The 24,028-nt window shown below is 73.4% G+C and carries 30 protein-coding genes and 1 other RNA gene; 19 read left to right on the forward strand and 12 right to left on the reverse strand.

Features of this window, described 5'->3' with window-relative positions:
- Nucleotides 1-238: 238 nt before the first annotated feature.
- Nucleotides 239-823, reverse strand: a complete 585-nt coding sequence (locus Q7A36_RS05360; protein WP_305102639.1) for an OmpA family protein — start codon at nt 821-823, stop codon at nt 239-241.
- 183 nt (nt 824-1,006) lie between these two features.
- Between Q7A36_RS05360 and Q7A36_RS05365 the strand changes: the two genes are divergently transcribed.
- Nucleotides 1,007-2,470, forward strand: a complete 1,464-nt coding sequence (locus Q7A36_RS05365; protein WP_305102640.1) for an NADP-dependent isocitrate dehydrogenase — start codon at nt 1,007-1,009, stop codon at nt 2,468-2,470.
- Nucleotides 2,471-2,897: 427 nt separating this feature from the next.
- Here the strand turns inward: Q7A36_RS05365 and Q7A36_RS05370 are convergent, their stop codons facing one another.
- A complete protein-coding gene (locus tag Q7A36_RS05370; protein ID WP_305102641.1) occupies nt 2,898-3,896 on the reverse strand; it encodes a lysine-2,3-aminomutase-like protein in 999 nt (332 codons plus the stop codon).
- A gap of 288 nt (nt 3,897-4,184) precedes the next feature.
- Between Q7A36_RS05370 and epmA the strand changes: the two genes are divergently transcribed.
- On the forward strand, nt 4,185-5,240 hold the full coding sequence (gene epmA / locus Q7A36_RS05375) for an EF-P lysine aminoacylase EpmA (protein WP_305102642.1): 1,056 nt from the start codon (nt 4,185-4,187) through the stop codon (nt 5,238-5,240).
- A gap of 3 nt (nt 5,241-5,243) precedes the next feature.
- On the opposite strand, the gene Q7A36_RS05380 is transcribed toward epmA, so the two are convergent.
- From Q7A36_RS05380 to Q7A36_RS05420, 9 genes are all read right to left on the reverse strand, one after another.
- Nucleotides 5,244-5,702: a DUF2171 domain-containing protein gene (locus tag Q7A36_RS05380; protein ID WP_305102643.1), complete on the reverse strand. Its 459-nt coding sequence runs from the start codon at nt 5,700-5,702 to the stop codon at nt 5,244-5,246.
- Nucleotides 5,703-5,749: 47 nt separating this feature from the next.
- The gene (locus Q7A36_RS05385; protein WP_305102644.1) at nt 5,750-6,472 is read right to left on the reverse strand and encodes an FkbM family methyltransferase; all 723 of its coding nucleotides are present in this window, start codon (nt 6,470-6,472) and stop codon (nt 5,750-5,752) included.
- Nucleotides 6,473-6,591: 119 nt separating this feature from the next.
- Entirely contained in the window at nt 6,592-7,476 is an 885-nt protein-coding gene (locus tag Q7A36_RS05390) for a PhzF family phenazine biosynthesis protein (protein WP_305102645.1), read from the reverse strand.
- A complete protein-coding gene (locus Q7A36_RS05395; RefSeq protein ID WP_305102646.1) occupies nt 7,466-7,888 on the reverse strand; it encodes a bleomycin resistance protein in 423 nt (140 codons plus the stop codon). Before Q7A36_RS05395 ends, Q7A36_RS05390 begins: the two co-directional genes overlap by 11 nt.
- Nucleotides 7,888-8,514, reverse strand: a complete 627-nt coding sequence (gene thiE / locus Q7A36_RS05400; protein WP_305102647.1) for a thiamine phosphate synthase — start codon at nt 8,512-8,514, stop codon at nt 7,888-7,890. The genes Q7A36_RS05395 and thiE overlap by 1 nt, the downstream gene beginning before the upstream one ends.
- A 375-nt stretch (nt 8,515-8,889) precedes the next feature.
- Nucleotides 8,890-9,234 (reverse strand): HepT-like ribonuclease domain-containing protein, encoded by a 345-nt coding sequence (locus Q7A36_RS05405; protein WP_305102648.1) that lies wholly within the window; start codon nt 9,232-9,234, stop codon nt 8,890-8,892.
- Nucleotides 9,224-9,520, reverse strand: a complete 297-nt coding sequence (locus Q7A36_RS05410; RefSeq protein WP_305102649.1) for a nucleotidyltransferase family protein — start codon at nt 9,518-9,520, stop codon at nt 9,224-9,226. Before Q7A36_RS05410 ends, Q7A36_RS05405 begins: the two co-directional genes overlap by 11 nt.
- Nucleotides 9,521-9,621: 101 nt before the next feature.
- On the reverse strand, nt 9,622-10,539 hold the full coding sequence (locus Q7A36_RS05415; RefSeq protein WP_305102650.1) for a class I fructose-bisphosphate aldolase: 918 nt from the start codon (nt 10,537-10,539) through the stop codon (nt 9,622-9,624).
- A gap of 61 nt (nt 10,540-10,600) precedes the next feature.
- A complete protein-coding gene (locus tag Q7A36_RS05420; RefSeq protein ID WP_305102651.1) occupies nt 10,601-11,002 on the reverse strand; it encodes a hypothetical protein in 402 nt (133 codons plus the stop codon).
- A gap of 140 nt (nt 11,003-11,142) precedes the next feature.
- Here Q7A36_RS05420 and Q7A36_RS05425 point away from each other — a divergent pair, with 140 nt between their 5' ends.
- The 6 genes from Q7A36_RS05425 (at nt 11,143) to Q7A36_RS05450 (ending at nt 13,876) form a co-directional block, all read left to right on the forward strand.
- Complete coding sequence (locus Q7A36_RS05425) at nt 11,143-11,370, forward strand: hypothetical protein (protein ID WP_305102652.1); 228 nt, start codon at nt 11,143-11,145, stop codon at nt 11,368-11,370.
- 3 nt (nt 11,371-11,373) lie between these two features.
- Nucleotides 11,374-11,706, forward strand: coding sequence for a cell division protein ZapA (locus tag Q7A36_RS05430; protein ID WP_305102653.1), 333 nt, complete (start codon nt 11,374-11,376; stop codon nt 11,704-11,706).
- Nucleotides 11,707-11,806: 100 nt separating this feature from the next.
- Nucleotides 11,807-11,961: non-coding RNA, 6S RNA (gene ssrS / locus Q7A36_RS05435), on the forward strand.
- A complete protein-coding gene (locus Q7A36_RS05440; protein ID WP_305102654.1) occupies nt 11,948-12,538 on the forward strand; it encodes a 5-formyltetrahydrofolate cyclo-ligase in 591 nt (196 codons plus the stop codon). The genes ssrS and Q7A36_RS05440 overlap by 14 nt, the downstream gene beginning before the upstream one ends.
- 166 nt (nt 12,539-12,704) lie before the next feature.
- The gene (locus tag Q7A36_RS05445; RefSeq protein ID WP_305102655.1) at nt 12,705-13,535 is read left to right on the forward strand and encodes a TIGR00282 family metallophosphoesterase; all 831 of its coding nucleotides are present in this window, start codon (nt 12,705-12,707) and stop codon (nt 13,533-13,535) included.
- A gap of 119 nt (nt 13,536-13,654) precedes the next feature.
- Nucleotides 13,655-13,876 carry a hypothetical protein gene (locus Q7A36_RS05450; RefSeq protein WP_305102656.1) on the forward strand — a complete coding sequence of 74 codons (222 nt, stop codon included), beginning with the start codon at nt 13,655-13,657 and terminating at the stop codon, nt 13,874-13,876.
- Nucleotides 13,877-13,931: 55 nt separating this feature from the next.
- On the opposite strand, the gene Q7A36_RS05455 is transcribed toward Q7A36_RS05450, so the two are convergent.
- Nucleotides 13,932-14,561, reverse strand: coding sequence for a pyridoxamine 5'-phosphate oxidase family protein (locus tag Q7A36_RS05455; protein WP_305102657.1), 630 nt, complete (start codon nt 14,559-14,561; stop codon nt 13,932-13,934).
- A 117-nt stretch (nt 14,562-14,678) separates the two neighbouring features.
- Between Q7A36_RS05455 and Q7A36_RS05460 the strand changes: the two genes are divergently transcribed.
- From Q7A36_RS05460 to Q7A36_RS05510, 11 genes are all read left to right on the forward strand, one after another.
- The gene (locus Q7A36_RS05460; protein ID WP_305102658.1) at nt 14,679-15,428 is read left to right on the forward strand and encodes a YebC/PmpR family DNA-binding transcriptional regulator; all 750 of its coding nucleotides are present in this window, start codon (nt 14,679-14,681) and stop codon (nt 15,426-15,428) included.
- A gap of 94 nt (nt 15,429-15,522) precedes the next feature.
- On the forward strand, nt 15,523-16,050 hold the full coding sequence (ruvC, locus tag Q7A36_RS05465; RefSeq protein WP_305102659.1) for a crossover junction endodeoxyribonuclease RuvC: 528 nt from the start codon (nt 15,523-15,525) through the stop codon (nt 16,048-16,050).
- A 49-nt stretch (nt 16,051-16,099) separates the two neighbouring features.
- Nucleotides 16,100-16,714, forward strand: a complete 615-nt coding sequence (gene ruvA / locus Q7A36_RS05470; RefSeq protein WP_305102660.1) for a Holliday junction branch migration protein RuvA — start codon at nt 16,100-16,102, stop codon at nt 16,712-16,714.
- Nucleotides 16,715-16,767: 53 nt separating this feature from the next.
- Nucleotides 16,768-17,793, forward strand: a complete 1,026-nt coding sequence (gene ruvB, locus Q7A36_RS05475; RefSeq protein ID WP_305102842.1) for a Holliday junction branch migration DNA helicase RuvB — start codon at nt 16,768-16,770, stop codon at nt 17,791-17,793.
- The gene (locus Q7A36_RS05480) at nt 17,790-18,296 is read left to right on the forward strand and encodes a YbgC/FadM family acyl-CoA thioesterase (RefSeq protein ID WP_305102661.1); all 507 of its coding nucleotides are present in this window, start codon (nt 17,790-17,792) and stop codon (nt 18,294-18,296) included. Before ruvB ends, Q7A36_RS05480 begins: the two co-directional genes overlap by 4 nt.
- An 88-nt stretch (nt 18,297-18,384) precedes the next feature.
- Entirely contained in the window at nt 18,385-19,101 is a 717-nt protein-coding gene (gene tolQ / locus Q7A36_RS05485; RefSeq protein WP_305102843.1) for a protein TolQ, read from the forward strand.
- 4 nt (nt 19,102-19,105) lie between these two features.
- Nucleotides 19,106-19,645: a protein TolR gene (tolR, locus tag Q7A36_RS05490; RefSeq protein WP_305102662.1), complete on the forward strand. Its 540-nt coding sequence runs from the start codon at nt 19,106-19,108 to the stop codon at nt 19,643-19,645.
- A gap of 123 nt (nt 19,646-19,768) precedes the next feature.
- Nucleotides 19,769-20,854, forward strand: a complete 1,086-nt coding sequence (locus Q7A36_RS05495) for a hypothetical protein (RefSeq protein ID WP_305102663.1) — start codon at nt 19,769-19,771, stop codon at nt 20,852-20,854.
- A 40-nt stretch (nt 20,855-20,894) separates the two neighbouring features.
- Nucleotides 20,895-22,298, forward strand: a complete 1,404-nt coding sequence (gene tolB / locus Q7A36_RS05500) for a Tol-Pal system beta propeller repeat protein TolB (RefSeq protein WP_456306776.1) — start codon at nt 20,895-20,897, stop codon at nt 22,296-22,298.
- Between the two features lie 150 nt (nt 22,299-22,448).
- The gene (gene pal, locus Q7A36_RS05505; protein WP_305102664.1) at nt 22,449-22,928 is read left to right on the forward strand and encodes a peptidoglycan-associated lipoprotein Pal; all 480 of its coding nucleotides are present in this window, start codon (nt 22,449-22,451) and stop codon (nt 22,926-22,928) included.
- A 128-nt stretch (nt 22,929-23,056) separates the two neighbouring features.
- On the forward strand, nt 23,057-23,941 hold the full coding sequence (locus tag Q7A36_RS05510) for a tol-pal system YbgF family protein (RefSeq protein WP_305102665.1): 885 nt from the start codon (nt 23,057-23,059) through the stop codon (nt 23,939-23,941).
- Nucleotides 23,942-24,028: the final 87 nt, after the last annotated feature.

Here is a 24,028-nt window from a genome sequence, read left to right on the forward strand (position 1 = left end):
ATCCCCGCCGTCCGGGACCGCAGCCTTTCCGGGGCTGCGGCGCCTCGCGCTCCCGCAACGCGGTTGCCGCGCCGACCCGTGGCCGGGCGTCGGCAGTGCCTGGCGGGGACGCAACCGCCCGGGCCGGGCGATGCGAGGCGCCTCGCGCTGCGCCAGGACCGGCCTGGCGCCATGACCCGGACGGCGCGCGCGCGAACTCCGAAAGCCGCGTCCGGGCAGGCTGCGCCCCGGGCTGCCCCTACCGGTCCAGCAGCACCTCCACCCGCCGGTTCTGCGCCCGGCCCGCGGGGTTGTCCTTGCCGTCGAGGGTATCGGGCGCGACCGGCTCGCGCTCGCCTTTGCCCTCGACCCGCAGCGGCGGCAGGCCGCCGCCGCCCTCGGTCGCCAGCCAGCGCTGCACGGCCTCGGCCCGCTGCAGCGAGAGGCGGTCGTTGTAGGCGTCGGACCCCACGGCATCGGTATGGCCGACCACCGTCACCGCGCGCGGGTGGCGCTGGCGGATGATGTCGACGACGCGGCCGAGCGCCTCGGCTGCCGCCGGCTTGAGTTCGGTCTTGTCGAAGTCGAAGAGCACGTCGTTCTGCAGGGTCAGCGTGGTGCCGCGGGGCGTCTCGTGCTCCACCACCACATTGGCGCCGTCGACCTGCAGGGCGGCGCCGCGCGGCACCTCCACCACCCGCCCGTCCGGCAGGGTGGCGGTGGCGCCGCGGGCCTCGGGCGGCGGCTGCTCCACGGTGACGGCGCCGGTCGCGCGCTCCTCTGCCCGGGCCGCGGGCGGCAGCAGCAGGGCGCCGGCGATCAGGACGAGGGCGGGGCGGCGCATGGGGATCCTCCGTGCTGGCATTCTGCCGCCGCAACGCCGGACCGTTGCGCCGGACGCACGGCATCCCCCAAGCGTGAAGGCGGCCGCGGTTTCAGGCACCGCCATGAAGCAGATCAAAAGTCTTGCTTGTAGACTGGCCTAAATGCCGCAATGCAGCATCACACCCCGAGGACGGCTCGCCCCATGGACTCCCTGCCCGTAGCGCTTCCCACCCGGACCAAGGTGAAGGTCACCGCCATGCCCGGCGACGGCATCGGGCCGGAGGTCATGAAGGCCACCCAGACGGTGCTGGCCGCCGCCGGCGCGCAGGTGGAGTGGGAGGAGGCGCTGGCCGGCGCCGAGGCCTTCCGCCGCGGCATCTCGACCGGCGCGCCGCAGGAGACGCTGGATTCCATCGCGCGCAATGGCGTGGCGCTGAAGGGACCGCTGGAGACCCCGGTCGGCCATGGCGAGAAGAGCGCGAATGTCGCGCTGCGCAAGACCTTCGAGATGTACGGCAATGTCCGCCCCGTCAGGGAACTGCCGGGCATCCGCACGCCCTTCTCCGGCCGGGGGATCGACTTCGTCGTCGTCCGCGAGAATGTCGAGGACGTCTATGCCGGTATCGAGCACATGCAGACGCCGGGCGTCGCGCAGTGCCTGAAGATCATCACCGAGGTGGGCTGCGAGCGCATCGTCCGCCTCGCGGCGGCGGTGGCCGAGGCGGAGGGGCGGAAGAAGGTCACCGTCGCCACCAAGGCCAATATCATGAAGCTGACCGAGGGGATGCTGAAGCGGGTCGGCGAGGCCGTGCTGAAGGACCACCCCTCGCTCGCGCATGAGCACATGATCGTCGACAACTGCGCCCATCAGATGGTCATCCGGCCCGAGCAGTTCGACGTCACCGTCATGACCAACATGAATGGCGACATCCTCTCCGACCTGGCGGCGGGCCTGGTCGGCGGGCTCGGCGTCGCGCCCTCGGCCAATCTCGGCGACGAGGCGGCGATGTTCGAGGCGGTGCACGGCTCCGCGCCGCAGATCGCGGGCAAGGGCATCGCCAACCCGACGGCGCTGCTGCTCTCGGCGCTGATGATGCTACGGCATATCGGCGACTTCGCGACGGCGCGGCGGATCGAGCACGCGCTTTACGTGACGCTCGAAGAGGGCCGCGACCTGACGGGCGACATCGCCCGCGACGGCGAGGGCGTGCCGACCGCGCAATACGTGGACCGCATCATCGCCAATCTCGGCCGCGAGAGCGAGAAGGTGCCGGAGCGCGAGTACCGCCCGATGGCGCTGAAGCGCTGGCCGCAGATCACCTGGTACCGCGCGGCCTCCACGCGGGAACTGGTCGGCGTCGACGTCTTCGTCGAGAGCGAGCGCGACCCGCGCGCCATCAGCATCACGCTGCAGGCGGCGGCCGAGGGCAGCGCCTTCGACCTGACCATGATCGGGTCGCGCGGCGCGCAGGTCTGGCCGGAGGTCGGCGGCCACACCTTCCTGGTGGACCATTTCCGCGCCCGCTTCATGTTCAAGGAGCCGCCGAAGGGCAACGGCATCGCCGAGATCACCGACCTGCTGCAGCGGATCGGCCGGCAGCACAACTGGATGCATATCGAGAAGCTGCAGCGCTTCGACGGCGCGGACGCCTATAGCAAGGCCTGAGAGTTGTGGGTTGATCGAAACGGTATGGAAGCCTACCGCTAGGCATTGAGGGCGCACCCGCCTGACCGGACCGGTTCCGGGCAGGCGGGTGCGGCGCACATGCCCGACAAGGTTTTATGTCAAGCCTGTCGGATCGATATCCGCTCTGCCCGATGCCTTGACAGCGTTTGCGGCCCAGTAGTCATCCCGACTTCGTCTCCGAGCTTTCAAGCCTGTTCGACAGGCTTCGTGGTGTATCGTCCGGTCCGAATACCGCGCCGCAGAAGCGCATTCACCTGCCGAAAGCCTCGAACGATCAGGCTTGCTGGCCGATCGCTGGTCAGCAGCGCTGCTCGCGCGCGACGAGATCGGGTATGCGTCCGCCCCGAGGTGATGTCTGGACCATAATGGCAATCACGGCTGTGGCTCCGCGCTCCTGGCTCGCGGCTCAGCCCTCGTTCGGGCTGTATTCCGGCCCCAGCGGCACCTTGCCGCCGCCCGCCGGCCGCTCCTGCACATAGGTCGGCCAGGCGAGTCCCGTCACCCGCCCGCGCAGCACCCGCAACAGGGCGCGGCCTTCCGCCACCGGCACGGCGAAGCGCGCGGTGCCGGGGGCGGGGTCGAGCTGGTGGAGATAGTAGGGTTTCACCCGCGCCCGCAGCATGGCGCGGAACAGCGCTTCCAGGGCATCGGCCGAATCGTTCACCCCGCGCAGCAGCACGCTCTGCCCGAGCAGCACCACGCCCGCCCGCGTCAGCCGATCCAGCGCCGCCATGGCCTCCGCGGTGAACTCCCGCGCGTGGTTGGCATGGACGCAGAGGTAGAGCGGCTTGTCCGTCGCCAGCGCCGCGGCCAGCGCTTCCGTCACCAGCCCCGGTGCGGCGACGGGCACGCGGGAATGCACCCGGAGGATCTCGATCTGCGGCAGCGCCGCCAGCCGCCGCAGGATCTCCCCCAGCCGCCGCGGCGAGAGCATCAGCGGGTCGCCGCCGGTCAGGATCGCCTCCCGCACCTCGGGCGTGCGGGCGAACCAGGCGAGCGCCGCCTCGAGCTCCGCCTCCGTCAGCAGCCCGCCATCGGGCCCGACGGCCTCCCGCCGGAAGCAGAAGCGGCAATAGACCGGGCAGGCCAGCAGCGGCTTCAGCAGGGCACGGTCGGGGTAGCGGTGCACCACGCCCTTGACCGGCGTGAAGGGGGCATCGGCGGTCGGGTCCGCCAGCTCGTGCGGCGCGGTGACCAGCTCCGCCGGGTCGGGCAGGTATTGCCGGGCGATCGGGTCGGCCGGGTCGGCGGGGTCGATCAGGGCGGCGACGGCCGGCGTGACGGAGATGCTGTAGCGCTGCGCCACCGCCTCCGCGCCCGGCACGGCCGTCTCCGGCAGCAGGCCGGCGGCCTGCAGCGCGCGGGCGGTCTTCAGGGTGCGGGTGGGCGGGGTGCCGTCGGGCATGGTGGCCGTCCTATAGGGCAGGGGGCGGGGGCCTGGAACCAGCCGGGGCGGCCCGATGGCCGGAGCGGCGGCGACGGAGGGCTGAAGCGGCCCGCCCGAGCCAAGACCGCCCGATGGCCGGAGCGCCGATAGGCGCGGAGGGGTGAAGCCGGCCCGCCCGAGACAAGATCGCCCGATGGCCGGAGGGCCGGCAGGTGCCGAGGGCTGAACCGGCCCGCCCGGCATCCCGGGCCGCGCGGCCCCCATCCCGGGGTGACGCGGCGGGGCGCCGCATGCGAAAGCCCCGGCATGGCCCCGACCCCGACCTGGCACCCCGAGAGCCTCGCCGCCCGCCTGCCCTTCCTCCGCCGCCGGGCGGCGCTGACCGCCGCCACCCGCGCATTCTTCACGGCCCGCGGCTACCAGGAGGTGGAGACGCCCTGCCTGGTCCCGGTGCCGGGCATGGAGGTCCACCTGCATGCCTTCCGCAGCGAATACGTGCCGCATCTCGGCGCCGGGACGCGCCGGACGCTCTGGCTGCGGACCTCGCCCGAACTCGCGCTCAAGCGCCTGCTGGTCGCCGGCGCCGGCCCGGTCTTCGAGCTGGCCCGGGTCTGGCGCAACGGGGAGGCGAGCCCGCGCCACGCGCCGGAGTTCACCATGCTGGAATGGTACCGGCCCGGCCTCGGCCTCGCGGGGATGATGGAGGAGACGGAGGACTTCGTCCGCGCCGTCTGCCCGCCCGTGGTGGCGCATGCCGGCGTCGCCACCGACCTGTCGCAGCCCTTCGAGCGCATCACCATGGCCGAGGCCTTTGCCCGGTGGTGCGGCGGCCTCGACCTGCTGGCCACCGTGACGCCGGAAGGGCAGGGGGATGCCGCCGCGCTCCGCGCCGCCGCGGCCGCCATCGGCATCCCGCCGCGCGACGGGGAGGGCTGGGAGGACCTGTTCTTCCGCCTGCTGCTCGAGCGGGTGGAGCCGGAGATCGGCCGCGGCCGCGCCACCTTCCTCACCCATTGGCCGGCGCCGCAGGCCGCGCTCGCCCGCCGCGACCCGGCCGACCCGCGCGCCGCGCTGCGTTTCGAGCTCTTCGCCGGCGGGATCGAGCTGGCGAATGCCTTCGACGAGCTGACCGACCCGGCCGAGCAGCGCGCCCGCTTCGCCGCCGACGTCGCCGAGCGCCGCGCCCGCTACGGCGCGGATGGCTGGCCAGGACATTGGGACGTGGACGAGGAGTTCCTCGCCGCGCTGGAGCACGGGATGCCGGAGGGCAGCGGCATCGCCCTCGGCTTCGACCGGCTGGCGATGCTCGCCGCCGGCGCCCGAAGCATCGGCGACGTGCTCTGGCTGCCCTTCGTGCCCTAGGCTCTACTTCAGCCGCTGCGTGTTCACGCCGAAGCTGGTCTGGCCCGGCGGCTCCGACTGGTTGCCGCTGACCGAGCCGCTCTGGCCGTGCTGCCGCTGGCCCTTGCCGCCGCCATGCGCATGCGCCCGGCTGCCATGCGGCCCGCCGCCGTCGTCGGGCTGGCCGAACTCGTGGCGCCCGTCGGGATCGAGGGTCATGCGCCGCTGCGCCTCGTCCTCGTCGAGCGCCGCCTCCTGGGCCTGCGCCGCGGGGACGGAGAGGCGCACCTGGCCGCCATCCAGCCCCGCGACCAATGTCAGCGGCAGCCAGCGATGCCGCCCGCCCGAGGCGTCGTCGCTGCGGGTGAGCTTGATGAACTCGCCGTCGAGATGGTCCACCGTGCCGACCGGGCGGCCGTCGCTGCCCACCACCGGCATCTGGCCCTGGATCTCCGCGTGTTCGCTATGGACGTTGCTGACCATGCCGTGCCTCCGTTCGTCGGGGGCAAACGGCGGGGCAGGGGCGGGGTTCAGCGGCCCTCGGCGGCGCGGAGCGCGGCCAGCATCGCCGGCGCTTCCTCCCGCGGCAGGAAGTAGAAGACGAAGACATAGGGGTCGGAGGCCTCGAAGACCGCCGGATTCGGGCTCGCGCGCTGCATCGCCCCGCGGTCGAAGCCCGCCATCGGCCGCCACTCCCCCCAGAACTCCCAGAAGGCCTCGTAGCCGAGCGCGTCGAGATAGGCCGGCACCGCCCAGGTCGAGCCCTCCCGGTGCCGCTCCTCGATCTCGATCGAGAGGATCGGGCGGCAGCGCAGCAGGGTCTCCCGCGCGCCGCGCAGCACCTCGTACTCCGCGCCCTCGGCATCGAGCTTCACGGCCGTCAGGTCCTTGAGGCCGAAGCCGTCCAGCCGGCGGAGCGGCACGCTATGGCGCTGCTCCGCCACGCGGGCATCGAGCCCGGCATAGCCCTTGGCGGTGCTCGCCCATTGCTCCTGCGGCACGCCGTCCAGCACCGGGAGCGTCAGCGTCACCTCGCCGTCCTGATCGCCGAGCGCCTCGGCGCGCAGTTCGACATTGGGCAGCGCGCCGGCCGCGGCGCGCAGGCGGGCGAAGGCGGCCGGCAGCGGCTCGAAGGCCAGCACCCGGCTGCCGGGCAGGGCGGCGAAGGGCAGGGTGAAGAGCCCGTCATGCGCGCCGACATCGAGCAGCGTGCCCGGCCGGTGCAGCACCCGGTGGAAGCCGAGTTCGTCCATCCCTTGTCCTTTCGCCCTCGCGCCGCCGTTGCCTCCAGGACGTGATGCCCGGCGGGGGCGCTGCCCCCGCGCCCCCGCCGGGGGGTCGAGCGACCCCCCGGACCCCGGCCTGAGTCCGTCTAGGTCACCGTGATCCGGCCTTCGGAGACGGCAACGACTCCGCCGCCGACCGCGGCGCGGATCGCGCCCGAACCATCGCGCCAGGCGCGGAGCGCGAGGCGGGAGGGACGGCCCATCTCGATGCCCTGCTCCACCTCGAAGGCCAGGCGCTCGCCGCCGGAGGCGTGCAGCAGCAGCCCGGCCAGGCCGACATTGGCGCTGCCGGTCGCCGGGTCCTCCGGCACCCCGACCAGCGGCCCGAACATCCGGGCGCGCCGGCGGCCATCCGGCAGCGCGACATGAAGATGGATGCCGACGCAGGCGGAGGCCGGCAGGTGCCGGCGGAAACCCGCGATATCGGGCGTCGCCGCCGCCAGTGCCGAAAGGTCCGCCAGTTCGGCGAAGGCCATGCTGTTGCCGCAGCCGCCGATCACCGGCGCATGGGTCGTGGTCAGCACCGCCGAGGCCGGCAGCCCGAGGCACTCGGCCACCGCCTCCGCGGCCGGATGGGCCGTGGTGGCGAAGGGCAGTGGCGCCTCGATCTCCGCCGTGACCACCAGCCCTGCCGCGTCCCGCGACAGCCGCGCCACCACGCGCCCCGCCGCCTGGTCCAGCGCCAGGCTGTCCCCCGTCACGCCGAACCGCCGCGCCAGCATGACAGCCGTGCCGACATTCGGGTGCCCGGCGAAGGGGATCTCCGCGCCCGGCGTGAAGATGCGGATGCGCGCTACCGCGCCCGCGGCCTCGGCCGGCAGCACGAAGACCGTCTCGGAGAGGTTGAACTCCCGCGCCACGCGCTGCATGGCGGCGCCGTCCAGCCCCTCCCCGCCATGCACGACGGCCAGCGGGTTGCCGCCGAAGCGTGCCTCGGTGAAGACGTCGCAGGTCTCGAATTCAAGCTGCATCGGGTCCCTCCAGCGCCTGCGAGAACCGCAGCAGGTAGCCGTCCGGATCCTGCACCAGGAATTGCCGGACGGTGACGCTGGAATCGCCGACCCGGTATGCCTTCGTCTCGGGCCCGAGGAAGAGCGGCCAGCCCGCCTCGGCCAGCGCCGCCAGGATCGGGGCGATGTCGGTGACCGCGATCTCGAGGTTGATCCCCCGCCCGAGCGGTGGCTCGAGCGGCGCGGTGACCCAGTCCCGGTCGGTGCCGAGCTGGTCCAGCATCACCCGCGCGCCGCCCTCGCGCTCCAGGCAGGCGAAGCCCTGCTCCGGCCGGTCGTAGAGCACCGCGAAGCCGCACGGTCCGCACCAGAAGCGAAGGCTGGCGGCGAGGTCCCGCACCGCAAGCTCCGGCACCAGGGCGGGGGAGCGCATCAGCCGGCCGCCGCGATTGCCGCGTTCATCGCCCGCAGGCCGGCCGCCGGCCCCTCCGGATGGTTCCAGACCGCGCCGACCACGGCCAGGAAATCCGCGCCGGCCTGCACCAGCGGCGCGCAATTGGCCGCGGTGATCCCGCCGATGGCGACGCAGGGGATCTCGAACATCTCCGACCACCATTCCAACAGGTCCGTGGTGGCGCGGTGCTTCGCCTCCTTGGTGCTGGTCGGGAAGAAGGCGCCGAAGGCGACGTAGTCGGCCCCCATCTCGCCCGCCACCATCGCCAGGTGCCGGCTGTCATGGCAGGTAATGCCGAGGATGCGGCCCGGGAGCAGCATCCGCGCCCCGGCATGGTCGCCGTCCTGCTGGCCGAGATGCGCGCCGTCGCAGCCGAGCTCGGCCGCCAGGATGGCGTCGTCGTTCAGCAGGAAGGCGACGCCGCGCGCCTGGGCGATGGGCATGAGCTGCTCGACGGCGCGCTTCACCTCGTCCCGCGGCGCGTCCTTCAGCCGGAGCTGCAGGCAGGCGACGTCGCCAGCATCCAGCGCCGCGGCAAGCGACTCGGAAAAACCGGGCGGGAGGACGGGCGGGGTGATGAGGTAGAGGCGGCAAGGGTCGTCCATGCCGGCTCAGATGACGCGGCGCGGGCGGTTTGGGAAGCGCCCCGCTCGGACTGCCGACCCGGCCGGCGCCAGGCGCCGGTCGGTCTCGGCCATGGGGCAGGCCCTTCAGCCGCTCAGCCGGCGCAGGCGGCGGTCCCTGGGTGACGTCCGGCGAGACGGAGGCCGCTGCGATGGCGCGCTGCACCGGGCATCGCCGGTGTCGTCGCTCCGCTAGGTCCAGGCCTGGCGGATATGCCGGATCTGGCGGCCGACGCCGGCGCGAGAGGCCTCGGCAATGAGGACCGCGGTGAGCAAGGTGCGCTCCCAGTGATTCGGGTGGCGCAGCCGGGCGGTCGGCAGGCCGAGGATCGGTTGTGACGCGGCCGGCTCCAGCGTTCAGGCCAGCCGGCTCAGTTCCACCTCGACGGCCTCCAGCAGCCGGGGCAGGGCCCTGTGCACGGTGTCGAGTACCAGGTCATCGCGTATCGACTTGTATTCATGCCTGTAAACGTTGCCCGCCGCCGCGATCCGCGACCAGGGAATGCCGGGATGCCGGTCGCGGATGTCGGCCGCGACCCGCCGCGAGGCCTCCGAGATGATCTCCAGGCAACGCATTACCGCGTAGCGGGTGCGGGTGTCGGCTGCGAAGCCCTCGGGGGTCAGGTTGCCGAGGAAGCCCTGCGCCAGGAGGATGTTCTCCCGTATGTCGAGCAGGGCGTCGCGCGCACGATCAGAAGGCATGGATCAGATCGGCCAGGACATGCCCGCGCAACCTTGGCCGGAGCGATCCCCGGTCCACGACATCCACCCGGCCAGGGAAGAGGCTCGCCACCTGCTCCTGCACGCCGACATAGGCATAGATGTCGCCAGGCTGTCCCGGCGCGAACTCCACCAGGATGTCGATATCGCTCCCCGGCCCGGCCTCGCCCCGCGCGACCGAGCCGAACACGCCGGCATGCGCGATGCCCATCGCCTCCAGCTCGGGGCGATGCGCGCGCAGGGTGGCGATGACGGCCGCGACGTCCATGTCGGCCGTATACGCCAGCCGGCCCCGGAACGGTAGCGCCGGAGACGAGAATGGCCGGCACGAAGGCCGGCCATCCCGCAACCCGGGTCCGATCGGGCCGATCAGGCCGGCGTCTTGTAGATCTCGATGATCGAGGAGAGGAGCTGCAGCGCCTCCTGCTTCGGCCGCTGGAAGGCGTTGCGGCCCATGATGGAGCCGTTGCCGCCGCCGGCATGGATCGCCTTCACCTCGTTGAGGATGTCGTCCATCCCCTTGGCCTCGCCGCCCGAGAAGACCACCAGGCGACGGCCGCCGAAGCAGGCATTGACGATGTGCTTGAAGCGGGCCGCGGCGTCGTTCTCGACCGGGTTCTTCTCGTAGGTCTTCTTCGCCGCATCCAGCGAGATGGCGGCCGTCGGCGGCTTCACCTTGATGATGTGGGCGCCGATCAGCGCCGCCATGTGCGCGGCATAGGCGCAGATGTCGAGCGCGGTCTCGCCCACCTTGTCCAGCATCGGGCCGCGCGGGTAGCTCCAGACCACCACGGCGAGGCCGACCGCCTTCGCCTCGGCGGCCAGCTCGCGCAGCTCCTCCATCATCTCGAACTGGTACTCGGAGCCCGGATAGATGGTGAAGCCGATGGCCGAGCAGCCGAGCCGCAGCGCATCCTGCACGGTCGCCGTCACCGCCTGGTCCTTGGTGGTGGACAGGCTGTTCGAGGAGTTGACCTTCAGGATGGTCGGGATGCAGCCGGCATAGGTCGCGGCCGCGGCCTCGATCATGCCGAGCGGCGCGGCATAGGCATTCAGCCCGGCCTCGAGCGCCAGCTCGAACATGTAGCGCGGGTCGTAGCCGGCCGGGTTCGGCGCGAAGCTGCGGGCCGGGCCGTGCTCGAAGCCCTGGTCCACCGGCAGGATCACCATGCGGCCCGTCCCGCCCAGCTTCCCTTCCATCAGGATGCGGGCGAGGTTCGCCTTGGTGCCGGGATTGTCGCTCTCGTACCAGGAGAGGATCTCTTTCACCTTCGGCGTGAGCTGCATGGCGTGTGCCCTTTCCTTGGCGCGTCTGGTCGGCGCGATGTAGCGCGGGGTTGCGGGGCTGTCACCCGGCGGCGGCCAGCCAGGCCACAACCTTTGCGCGCGCACCGGGCTTGGCAAGGTCAAGTGGCCCGAGGTCGAGCGAGGGCGGGCGCGCCGGCCGGACGCGCGCGCCGATCTCCGCCGCGGCGCCGGCGACCTGGCCGAATCCGGGGCAGGCGGGGTCGAGCACGACCTCCCGCAGCCCGGCCCGGAGCGCCGCCAGGGCCTGCCCCGGCGCATCGACGCAATCGAGCACGGCAATGTGCAGGATCCCCGGATGCGCGGTCCGCGCCGAGGCGACGACGGCAAGGAACCAGGCCGGGCCGAGATAACCGGCGGCACCGGGCGCGGACAGCAGCAGCACGCCGCGCGGCCCGGCCAGCGAGAGCGCGACCCGCGCCCCCGCTGCGTCATGCACCGTCACCGCCGGCGGATCCTCTGCCGCCGGCGTGTCCGCTGTCGCTGCGCGCTGGCGTTGACCCGTCCTGATGGCCATGCCAAGGCTTGCAGCACACCGGGAATCCCGCGTCCAGCGCGGCCGGCGGCGGCAATTTCAGGATCGGCATGAGCGACGCGGCGAAGGACCCGGTGGCGTTGGCGGCGGCTCGGCTGGAGAGCGCCGTCGAGATGCTGGTGACCGTGCTGAGCCGCCCGCGCCCGGCACCGGCGGAGGCCGACATGGTCCCGCGGGCCGAGGTCGCCGCCATGGCGGAGCGCCTGGACGCCACCATCGCCCGCCTGCGCGTGGCGCTGGCCGAGGAATTGCGGTCCGGCGAGCGGGAAGGGGAGTAGGGCGTGGGTCAGGTCACCGTCCGGGTCAATGGCTATCAGCACACCATCGGTTGCAAGGATGGCGAGGAGCAGCACGTCCTCGACCTGGTCCAGCAGATCGAGGAGAAGGTGCGGCTGATCCGCGCCATGGGCGGCCAGTTCTCCGAATCGCGCATGCTGCTGCACGTGGCCCTGCTGCTGGCCGACGAGGGCGGCGACCTGCGGACGGAGTTGCAGCGGGCGCGCGCCGGGGTCGCGCCGCCGCCGGCGGCCCAGCCCGATCCGCAACTCGCCGACCGCCTGGCCCGCATCGCCGAGCGGATCGAGGGGCTCGCCCAATCGCTCGACAAGAGCTGAGCGGCGGGTCCGGCCCGGGCGCCCATGCACCGCCGGAAAACTGCGGGTCTTTCCGGCGGCGCGGGTGGTCTTGGTCCGCCCAGGCGCCTATATCCTCGGGGCGGGGCTGCCCGGTGCGTCAGGTAATTCATCCCCGGGGCCAATAAGCATCCTCCGGGAGCTGGCTCTGTCCGGATCGTGGTCCGGGTATCTGGTGCCCACCTGCTCTAGCAGGCCTTGGGAGGGTGAGACGCCAACGGCCATGGTGGCTCCGCACAATTCCTCTTCCCCCTATTGCGACGTCCTCCTGCGGGAGATGAAGGCCGAGGCGCGCCGCGCCGCCCTCGCCCGGCGGGAGGGCTGCGACCCCGCGCTCGGCGCGCGCCTCGCGGAGCATGTCCTGCGGGACGCGCCGCCGCCCGAAGGCGCGGCGGTCGCCGGCTTCTGGCCCATGGGGCAGGAGATCGACATCCGCCCGCTGCTGCTGGCCCTGGCCGACCGCGGCCATCCCATCCTCCTGCCGGTCACGCCGAAGCGGGGCCTGCCGCTCCTCTTCCGCCGCTGGCGGCCGGGGGAGGAGCTGGCGCGCGGGCCGATGGGCACGCGCCACCCGGCTGCCGGCGAGGCGCTTCGGCCGGACTGGCTGCTGGTGCCGCTGCTCGCCTTCGACCGGGCGGGCCGCCGCCTGGGCTATGGCGCCGGCTATTACGACCGGACCCTCGCCGGCCTGCCCGGTGCCGCCACGATCGGCTGCGCCTATGCCTGCCAGGAGGTGCCGGAGGTCCCGGCCGGGCCGGATGACCGGAGCCTCGACGCGATCGCCACCGAGGCGGGCATCATCCGCACGGGCTGAGCCGCCGCGGCGCGGCGGCGGCATGGACCTGGCGGGACCGCCCCTCTACAACCCTAGGGCCGGGGCGTTCGACGCCTGCCGCATTGCGGAGCGCGCCGCGCGCGGGCGCCGCGGCATCCCGAAGGGCGAGCCCCGCTGACCCTCGGCGGGCGGTGGAGCGAGCGGATTGCGGATTCTCTTTCTGGGCGATGTGGTGGGCCGTGCCGGGCGCGATGCGGTCACCGGGCGGCTCCCGGGGCTGAAATCGGCGCTGCAGGCCGACCTGGTGGTGGTGAACGGCGAGAATGCCAGCCACGGCTTCGGCCTCGCCCCCGACATGGCGCGCGCCTTCCTCGCCGCCGGGGCGGATGTGATCACCCTCGGCAACCATGCCTGGGACCGCAAGGAGATCATCCCCTTCCTCGAGCAGGAGCCGCGGGTCATCCGCCCGGCCAATTTCCCGCCCGGCACGCCCGGCCGCGGCGCCGCGGTGGTCGAGGTCGCGGGCGGCCGCCGGGCGCTGGTCATGAACGTCATGGGCCGGCTCTTCATGGACCCGCTGGACGATCCCTTCCGCGCCGTCCAGGCGGAGGTGCAGAAGCACCGCATGGGCACGGGCGGCACCATCCAGGCGGCGGTGATCGACGTGCATGCCGAGGCGAGTTCCGAGAAGGCCGCCTTCGGCCACAGCTTCGACGGCCTGGTCAGCCTGGTGGTCGGCACCCATACCCATGCGCCGACGGCCGACCACCAGATCCTGGCCGGCGGCACGGCCTATATGACCGATGCCGGCATGTGCGGCGACTATGACAGCGTGATCGGCATGCAGAAGGGCGCCGCGGCGCTGCGCTTCTGGCGCAAGATGCCGGGCGAGAAGCTGGCGCCGGCCGAGGGGCAGGCGACGCTCTGCGGCATCTTCGTCGAGACCGACGACGCGACCGGCCTCGCCACGCGGGTCGAGCCGGTGCGGCAGGGCGGGCGGCTGTCGCAGGCGCTGCCTGTCGTGCCGGCGGCATGACGGTTCGCTCGCACAACCAATGAGCAATCCTTGACAGTTTCCTGCAATCAAGCGTTTTTCATCGCACCTGGGCCGCGTTCTTCGGCACACTCCCATCTCGCAGAGCGGGGAGAAGGCCCATGGATCGCCTTGGTCACCGGCCTTTCGTGCCGGGTGCCTCCGTGCTGGGTGGCGCGGCCTGCGGGCTGAGCTACGAGGGCCTCCTCCGCGACGCGATGGCCGAGGAGGAGCGCGACCGCCGCCGGGAGGCCGGGCGCAGCCGGGCGCTTCCCCGCCCGCCCGTGGCGGCGCAGCGGCCGGAGGCGGACCGGTCCGAGCAGTCGCGGGTCGCCGGGCGCTGAAGGCCGCGCCGGTGCGGCCCGCGCGTCAGTACCCCGCGTGTCAGTACCCCGGGCGTCAGTACATCGTGTCGCGCAGCCGCTGCGGCGCCTCGGCGTCGTAGCTCGCCGGCTCGACCAAGCCACCGGTATGGGCGGCCAGCAGCTCGCCCATGCTCGGCGCGGCGGCCGGCCGCGCCCGCTCGCCCCAGAGCTTCGAGCGCATGATGGACTTGGCGCATTGCATGTAGATCTCGCCGACCGTCACCAGCACGACCGTCGCCGGCTCCTTGCCCTGCACCGCGAAGCGGGCGCGGAGGGCGGGGTCGGCGGTGATCCGGGCGGTGCCGTTCACCCGCAGCGCCTCCCCCACGCCGGGCACCAGGAAGAGCAGCGCGACGGCCGGGTTGGCGATGATGTCGCGCAGCGCGTCCAGGCGGTTGTTGCCGCGCCGGTCCGGCAGGGCGAGGGTCGCCTCGTCCAGCGCGGCGACGAAGCCGGGCGCGTCGCCGCGCGGGGTGGCATGGACGCCCTGCGGCCCGACGGTCGCCAGGATGGCGAAGGGGGAAGCGGCGATGAAGGCGAGCGTCCTCGGCTCCAGCCGGTGCGTCACCTTCTTCAGCACCAGCTCCCGTGGCGGGTCGTAGATCCCGGCGAGCTGGTCCAGGGTGGTGACGGCGAAGGGATCGGCGGGGCTGAGGCTGTCCATGGAACCGAAGCCTGGACCGGCCCGGCCCGGCCCCGCAAGCCCCATGGTGGCGCCCGTCGCCCCGCGCCGCTATAAGCCCTTCCTCAACCGCAATCTGAAGACTCCGGAGCGCAGGCGATGGCGGGCCACTCGCACGCCAAGAACATCATGCACCGCAAGGCGGCTCAGGGCGCGAAGAAGGCCCAGGCCTTCGCCAAGCTGATCCGCGAGATCACGGTCTCCGCCAAGTCGGGCATGCCCGACCCGGCCATGAACCCGCGCCTTCGCGCGGCGATCAAGGCGGCGCTGACCGCCAACATGACCCGCGACACCATCGACCGCGCCATCAAGCGCGCGGCGCAGGGCGCCCAGGGCGAGGACTACCAGGAGGTCCGCTACGAGGGCTACGGGCCCTTTGGCGTCGCCATCATCGTCGAGGCGCTGACCGACAACCGCAACCGCACCGCGGGCGACATCCGCAGCGCCTTCGCCAAGGCCGGGGGCGCGCTCGGCGAGACCAACAGCGTCTCCTTCCAGTTCGAGCGGAAGGGCGTGATCTGGTTCCCCGGCCTCGCCGACAAGGCGGACGAGATGCTGGAGGCGGCGATCGAGGCCGGCGCGCTGGACGTCGAATCGGACGAGGACGGCCACGAGGTCACCTGCGCGCCGGAGGACTTCTTCGCCGTCCGCGACGCGATGGAGGCGAAGTTCGGCAGCCCCGAGAGCGCCAGGATCGAATGGGTGCCGAATGTCCGCATCGACCTCGACGAGGAGAAGGCGCGCGACATCCTGAAGCTGCTCGACCGGCTGGACGAGAGCGACGACGTGCAGAACGTCTATGCCAATTTCGAGGTCTCGGAGGCCGTGTCGCAGCGGCTCTCCGCCTGACGCAGCCGGTCCGGCCGCGGGGCATTGCGGCGGCGCGGCGCGCGGCCGGGGTCGCCTGGCCGGCACCTGCGTCGCGCGGGACGGGGCTCGGGGCGTGACCCGGACCGGCACGCAGGGCGTCCGGCTGTTGGGCCTGGACCCGGGCCTGCAGCACACTGGCTGGGGCCTGGTGGAGAGCGCGGGCAGCCGGCTGCGGCATCTCGGCGACGGCGTGATCTCGACGGATGCGGACATGCCGCTGGCCGCGCGGCTCTGCGCCCTGCACCGCGGGCTGATGGCGCTGCTGGAGCAGTGGCGGCCGGAGGAGGCCGCGGTCGAGCATACCTATGTCAACAAGAACCCCGGCGCGGCGCTGAAGCTCGGCCAGGCCCGCGGCGTGGTGCTGCTCGCCCCGGCGCTCGCCGGCATCCCGGTCGCCGAGTATCAGGCGATGGAGGTCAAGCGCGCCGTGGTCGGCACCGGCCATGCCGAGAAGCCGCAGGTCGAGGCCATGGTGCGGCGCCTGCTGCCGGGTGCCACCATCCGGCGCGCCGATGCGGCGGATGCGCTGGCGGTGGCGATCTGCCACGCGCATCACCGCGGCACGCGGCTGGCCTTCGCCAAAGGCTATGTGTCGGCATGAGCGGCGCGCCGATCCGGACATCCGGGCATTCCGGCCGGCGGGGCGCCGCATGATCGGCAAGCTCACCGGCCGGCTCGACGGCGTCCATGAGGGCGGCTGCATCCTCGACGTGAACGGCGTGGGCTACCTGTTGTCCTGCTCGACCAAGACGCTCGACCGGCTGCGCGACGCGCCCGCCGCCGCGCGGGTGCTGGTGGAGACGCATGTGCGGCAGGACGCCATTGTCCTCTTCGGCTTCGCCACCCCGCAGGAGCGGGACACCTTCGTCAAGCTGACCTCGGTGCAGGGCGTCGGGCCCAAGGTCGCGCTCGACATCCTCTCGGCCTTCGGGCCGGAGGACCTGGCCGCCGCCGTGCGCGCCGCGGACCGCACCGGGCTGCGGCAGGCGAATGGCGTCGGCGCCCGGCTGGCCGACCGGCTGGTGACCGAGCTGCGGGACTGGGCCGGCGGCATCCAGCCCGCCTCAGGCATCGCGGTCGCGGGCGCCCCGGCCGCCGCGGCCGCGCCGGCCGGCGCCGATGCCGATGCGGTCTCGGCGCTGGTCAATCTCGGCTGGAAGCGGCCGGAGGCGCAGGCGGCGGTGAACCGCGCCAAGGCGCGCCTCGGCGACGGCGCCGGGCTCGAGAGCCTGATCCGCGACAGCCTGAAGGAGCTGGCCCGGTGAGCGGCCGCAGGGGCAAGGCCGCGCCGCCGCCCGAGCCGGCGGCCGACGACCGCATCACGACGCCCGCCCGCACGGAGGAGGACGCCGCCGAGGCGACGCTCCGGCCGCAGACGCTCGCCGACTTCACGGGGCAGCAGGCGCTGCGGGAGAACCTCGCGGTCTTCATCCAGGCCGCGCGCGCCCGGGGGGAGGCGCTGGACCATGTCCTGCTGCACGGCCCGCCCGGCCTCGGCAAGACGACGCTGGCGCAGATCGTGGCGCGCGAGCTCGGCGTCGGCTTCCGCGCGACCAGCGGCCCGATCCTGCAGCGCGCCGGCGACCTCGCGGCGATCCTGACCAACCTGCAGCCGCGCGATGTCCTGTTTGTCGATGAAATCCATCGGCTGCAGCCGGCACTCGAAGAAACCCTCTATCCCGCCATGGAGGACTTCCAGCTCGACCTCATCATCGGGGAGGGGCCGGCGGCGCGCACCGTGCGCATCGACCTGCCGCCCTTCACCCTGGTCGGCGCCACCACGCGTTCCGGCCTGCTGGCCCAGCCGCTACGCGACCGCTTCGGCATCCCGCTGCGGCTGCAATTCTACACGCCGGAGGAACTGCTCCGCATCGTCACCCGCGGCGCCTTCAAGCTCGGCTTCGACCTGTCGGAGGACGGCGCCTGGGAGATCGCCCGCCGCTCCCGCGGCACGCCGCGCATCGCCGGGCGGCTGCTGCGCCGGGTCCGGGACTTCGCCGTCGTCGCCGCGGTCGAGGCCGACCGCGCCATGGTGGACGGCGCGCTGAACCGGCTGGAGGTGGATGCCAAGGGGCTGGATGCCATGGACCGCCGCTACCTCCGCCGCATCGCCGTGCACCACAATGGCGGGCCGGTCGGCGTCGAGACCCTGGCCGCGGCGCTGGCCGAGTCGCGCGACACGATCGAGGACGTGATCGAGCCCTACCTGATCCAGGAAGGCCTGGTGCTGCGCACGCCGCGCGGCCGGGTGCTCGGCGTCCCCGGCTGGCAGCATCTCGGCCTCAGCCCGCCGGCCGGCTTCGCCATCCAGCCCGACCTGCTGTCGGGCGGCGGGGACCCATGAGGGCGCCCGGCGACCGCGGGGCGCCCGCCGGCCCGGCCCGGCCGCTGCGGGTCCCGCCCGCGGCCCCGGCGCATCGCTACCCCCTCCGGGTCTATTTCGAGGACACCGATGCCGGGGGCATGGCCTATCACGCCAACTACCTCCGTTGGGCCGAACGCGCCCGGACGGAATCCTTGCGTGCCATCGGTTTGCCGCATCATTCTCTTATGGAAGGTCACCATTCGATACTCGTGGTGCGCCGCATCGAAGTGGAGTATTGGCGCCCCGCCCGGCTCGATGACGCGGTTGTGGTCGAAACCCGAGTCGTTGCCGTCCGTGGGGTGACCATCCTGCTCGACCAGCGGATGGTACCGGAGGGCGAAGGTGGGGGCGGGGAGCCGCTGGCGGCGCTGCGGGTGGAGCTTGCCTGCATCGACCGCGACAGCCTGCGGCCGAAGCGGATCCCGGAGCCCTGGCGCTCGGCGCTCGAGGCGAGGTCCGCCGGGGCCGGGGCGACAGTCTAGACAGGCAGCCGGCGGGGGCCGGCCGCCGCAGGGAAGATGGAGCAGTGCGGTGGGTGGCAGCGTGACGACGGAGAGCCTGGGCGGGGCCATGCACGACCTGTCGCTCTGGGGACTCTTCCTGCAGGCCGACTGGGTCGTGAAGCTCGTGATGCTCGGCCTGCTCCTCGCCAGCGTCTGGGTCTGGGCGATCGTCTTCGAGAAAGTGACCAGCCTCCGCCGCGTCAACCGGGCGGCCGACGCTTTCGAGGACGCCTTCTGGTCCGGCGGCAGCCTCGACGAGCTCTACCGGAAGGAGGGCGACACGCCCTCCCACCCCATGGCGGCCATCTTCGTCTCCGCCATGCGGGAATGGCGCCGCGGCGCGCAGCGCCTCGCCGGCTCCGAGCTCGCCGCGACCGGCCTGAAGGAGCGGATCGACCGCACCATGGCCGTCACCCTGCAGCGGGAGATGGAGCGGCTGGAGCGCTGGATGGTCTTCCTCGCCTCGGTCGGCTCGGTCGGCCCCTTCGTCGGGCTGTTCGGCACGGTCTGGGGCATCATGAACTCCTTCGCCGCCATCGCCGGCATGCAGAACACCAACCTCGCCGTCGTCGCGCCCGGCATCGCGGAGGCGCTCTTCGCCACCGCCATCGGCCTCGTTGCCGCCATCCCGGCGGTGCTGGCCTACAACAAGATCACCACCGACCTCGCCCGCTTCGCCGCGCGGCTCGAGGGCTTCGCGGCCGAGTTCGGCGGCATCCTCGCCCGCCAGACCGAGAGCGTGGTGGCCGACCCGGCCCGCACCGCAGCACCGGTCGCGGAGTAGCGCCGTGGCCGTCTCCCTCAATGCCGGCAAGGGGCGCGGCCGCTACCGGCCGCTCGCCGAGATCAACGTCACCCCGCTGGTCGACGTCATGCTGGTGCTGCTGATCATCTTCATGGTCGCGGCGCCGCTGATGACGGTGGGCGTGCCGGTCGACCTGCCGAAGACCCAGGCCAGCGCGCTGAACCAGGACAACGAGCCGATCACCATCACGGTGAACCCGGAGGGCAAGATCTTCCTGCAGGAGACCGAGGTGCCGCTGGAGGGCCTGGTCGAGCAGCTCCAGGCCATCGCCCGCAGCCAGCCGGCCGGCGCGCCGGAGCGGCGCATCTTCGTCCGCGGCGACAAGGCCATCTCCTATGGCCGCGTCATGGAGGTGATGGGCACGATCAGCGCCGGCGGCTTCAGCAAGGTGGCCCTGCTGGCCGAGCAGCCCGGCGGCCGCCCGGCCGCCGCGCGCCCCGGCGCCGCCCCGGCGCGCGGCCCGGCCGGCACGCCGGTTCCCGTCCAGCCCGCCCCGCAGCGCCCCCAGGCGCCTCGGGGCTGAGGCGGCGCCGGCAGCGCGGGGGGCGCGAGGCGCATGCCTGACGACGGGGGCTATCGGCCGGCCTCGGCCGGTCAGAGCGGGTTCGAGGATGGCGTCGGGGGGCGCCGGATGCGACCGAAGGGGATGCGGTTCTGGGGCCTGGTCTCGGCCGGGCTGCATGTCGCGCTGCTCGTGCTCGGCCTGCTCTTCGGCCTGCCGAAGCGGCTGGAGGAGCCGGAGGAGGCGATCGCCGTCGAGATCGTGGCCGCGCCGCAGGTCGCGCAGGGCGAGCGCCCGGCGCCGGTCGTCGGTCCGCCGAGCGTGAAGGAGCCGCCGCGGCCCGAGCCGCCGGCGCCCGAGCGGGTGACGGAGAGCATCCCGAGCCCGCCGCCGCCCCCGCCACCGCCACCTCCGGCCGCGGCGCCGCCGCCCTCGCCGCAGGTGGCGACGCCGCGGCTGACCCCGCCGCCGCCCGAGCCGACGCCGGTGCCGCCGCGCCCGCCGCAGGTCGCGGAGGCGAAGCCGCGGCCGGAGCCGCCGCCCGAACCCGCGCCGACGCCGCTGCCCCTGCCGCCACCGCCGCCTCCCGCGCCGGCCCCGCCCGCGCCGCGCCAGCCGCCGCAGCCGCCGCAGCAGCAGGCCCAGGCGAAGCCGGAGCCGCCGGCGCCGCCGCCCGCGCCGCCGCGCCCCGACCCGGTGCCGCAGAAGACGCCCGCGCCGCCCGCGCCGGAGCCGGCGAAGGAGGCCGGCACGGGCCGGACGCCGCCGGTGCAGAAGCCGCAGGCGGACAGCCGCAGCGTGCTGAACACGCTCGAGCGGCTGCAGGCCAGCCGGCCGTCGAACGAGGCGCCGCGCGGCCGGCCGAGCCCGGCAACCGGCAGCCCGCAGCAGGGCGGCGGCGCGCCGACCGGCACTGCGGCGCTGAATGCCGGGGAGAAGGCCGGCCTCGCCGACAAGATCAGCGAATGCTGGTCGGTGGACGGCGGCGGCCTCGGCATCCGCGACGTCGTGGTCGAGTTGCGCGTCGACGTGGATGCCGGCGGCACGGTGCGGAACGTCAGGCCGAACGGCTCGCCGCCCGCCGATCCGCGCGCGCGGTCCGTCTACGAGGCGGCGCGGCGGGCGCTGCTCGACCCGAAATGCAACCCGCTGCCGCTGCCGAAGGAACGGCTCGCGGCGTTGCGCGACACCGTGTTCCGCTTCAACCCGCGCGACCTCGGCCTGCGATGACGATGATGGCGGCGGGCTTGACCCGCCGCGGCGTCCCGCCATGGTGCGCGCCGTCCGCCCCAGGAGATTCTGCATGACCCCGAAGGACCAGGCGCTGGCTGGCTTCGTCTCGCGCCGCGCCACGCTGTTCGGCGGGATGGCCTTCGCATTGCCGGCGGTCGCCGGGCTGCCGGCCGCGGCGCTGGCGCAGAGCTCGGTCGTCGACATCACCAAGGCCCGCACCGACCCGATCCCGATCGCGATCCCGGATTTCGCCGGGCAGGGCGAAGGCTCGCGCGTCGGCCGCGACATCGCCCGCGTGGTCATCAACAACCTGAAGAATTCCGGCCTGTTCCGCCCGGTCGAGCGCGCCGCCTTCATCCAGACGGCGGAGGCCGCCGCCGCCATGCCGCGCTTCCAGGACTGGCGGGTGATCGGCGCGCAGGCGCTGGTGACCGGCAGGGTCGAGGCCGCGAGCGACCGCGTGCGGGTCGAGTTCCGGCTCTGGGACGTGCTGCCGGAGCAGCAGATCCAGGGCACCGCCTTCACCGCGCCGGCGGCCAATTGGCGCCGCATCGCGCATCTGATCTCGGACGTGATCTACGAGCGGCTGCTGGGCGAGAAGGGCTATTTCGACACCAAGGTCGTCTACATCGCCGAGAGCGGGCCGCGCGACCGGCGCACCCGGCGCCTCGCCATCATGGACCAGGACGGCGAGAACAACCGCTTCCTGACCGACGGGCAGTTCGCCGCGCTGACGCCGCGCTACCACCCGAACGGCCAGCAGATCGCCTTCATGTCCTATGCCCGCGGCGAGCCGAAGGTCTATCTCTACAATCTCGAGGGCGGGCGGCCGGAGCCGCTGGGCAATTTCCCGGGCATGACCCTCTCGCCGCGCTTCAGCCCGGACGGGCGCAGCGTGGTGCTCTCGGCGACCCGCGGCAACGACGCCAATATCTACGTCGTCGATCTCGGCTCGCGGCAGGAGCGGCAGCTCACCTCGGGCGGCGGGCTCGACGTCTCGCCCTGCTTCTCGCCCGATGGGACGCAGATCGTCTTCAACTCCGACCGCGGCGGCGACCAGCAGCTCTATGTCATGGATGCGGGCGGCGGCGGCATCCGCCGCATCTCCTTCGGCAAGGGGCGCTACGCGACGCCGGTCTGGTCGCCGCGCGGCGACCTGATCGCCTTCACCCGCCTCGCGGGCGGGCAGTTCGCCATCGGCGTCATGCGCCCCGACGGCTCCGGCGAGCGCATCCTGACGGAGGGCTGGGGCATGGAGGGGCCGACCTTCGCGCCGAACGGCCGTGTCATGATGTATTTCCGCGAGACCCCGGCGCGCGACGCGCGCGGCGGCGGCTATTCCTCCCGCCTCGCCTCGATCGACATCGCCGGCTTCAACGAGCGGCAGATCGTCACCCCGACCGATGCCTCCGATCCGGCCTGGTCGCCGCTGCTCTCCTGATCCGCGTCCGTCAGGGTTGCAGCGGTGCATGGCACGGCCGCCACATTGACAGAGAATTGTTCGATTGCCTTGACCCTCTAGATCATGGGTTGTAACGGCGGCGAAGGAGTTCCAGCGGCTCCGCGCTGCTTCTGCGAAAGGATCAGAGGGATGAAGACCACCCGGGTGCTTGGCGCCTTTGCGGCGCTCGCGCTGCTCGCCGCCTGCGAGTCCTCCACCGACACCGCCGCCACCGGCACCGGCGCCGCCACCACCGGCAGCACCATCCGCCCCGGCAGCCAGGAGGACCTGATCGCCCAGGCCGGCAGCGACCGCGTGTTCTTCGACTACGACAGCAGCGCCATCCGTGCCGACCAGCGCCCGACGCTGCAGCGCCAGGCGAGCTGGATGGGCGCCAACCCCGCGGTGACCGTGCAGGTCGAGGGCCATGCCGACGAGCGCGGCACGCGCGAGTACAACCTCGCGCTCGGCCAGCGCCGCGCCAATGCGGCGCGCGACGCGCTGGCCGCGGGCGGCGTCGCCGGCGGCCGGATCTCCACCATCTCCTACGGCAAGGACCGCCCGGCGGCGCTCGGCTCGAACGAGGATGCCTGGGCGCAGAACCGCCGCGCCGTGACGGTGGTGCGCTAATACGCTTGTGTATCGCGGCGGGCTTCGGCCCGCCGCGGCCAGCCGATAGATAGCCGGGGCTTCCGCTCCCCGGCGGCTGCGGCCGGGGCGGGCCCGTCCGCCCCGCGATGAGCCCGACCGGAGTCCCGATGCGACGCGCGCTCGCCGTCCTGCTCCTCGCCACCCCGCTCTCCCTGGCCGAGGCCGGGCCGGCCCATGCCCAGGCCGAGAGCCGCGAGGGGATCTACCTGCAGAACCAGATCCTCCAGCTCCGGCAGGAGCTCGACCAGTTGCGTCGCGGCGGCGCGGCCGCCGTGCCGGCGCCGGTGCCGCGCGGCAATGCGCCGGCCGGGCCGCAGGGCGAGCTGGTCGGGGCGCTGCTCGACCGCGTCTCGACGCTGGAGGAGGAGACGCGCCGGCTGCGCGGCCGGCTGGAGCAGGCCGAGTTCCAGAACCGCACCCTCGGCCAGCAGCTCGAGAAGCTGCAGGGCGACATGGATTACCGGCTGCAGCAGGTGGAGGGCACGGGCGGCGGCGCGCCGCGCCCGGCGACGCCCGCGCCCGCACCCCCGCCGCCGGCGGCGCGGCCGTCCGGCCCGGCGCAGTCCCTGCCGCCCGTCGCCGGCCCGGCGCCCGCGCCGGCCGCCGCCCGCACGCCGGAGAAGTCGCTCTCGGACGGTCAGGCCGCGCTCGCGCGGCGCGACTTCGCCACCGCCGAGGCCGCGGCGCGCGAGGTGCTCGGCAATCGCGGCAGCCCGCGCGCCTATGACGCGCGCTTCCTGCTGGCCGATGCGGAGTTCGGCCAGCGCAACTGGCAGGACGCCGCGGTCGCCTATGGCGAGGCCTATCGGGCCAACCAGAAGGGCAGCCGCGCGGCGGAGGCGCTGATCGGCTTCGGCACCTCGCTGGCCAACCTCAACCAGAAGCGCGAGGCCTGCGACGCCTTCGGCCTGGTGCAGAGCGAGTACCCGCAGTTGCGCGGCGCGCTGAAGGAGCGGCTGGATGCCGGCCGCCAGCGGGCGGGCTGCCGCTAGGCGCGCCTGCCCGGCCTGGACCGCATCCGGTGCGGACCGGGCTTCCGTCCGGCGCGCCTGCCCGGACCTCTCCTGGAAGGCCCCCCG

The sequence above is a fragment of the Paracraurococcus lichenis genome, assembly GCF_030657435.1.
Lineage (GTDB): Bacteria > Pseudomonadota > Alphaproteobacteria > Acetobacterales > Acetobacteraceae > Paracraurococcus > Paracraurococcus lichenis.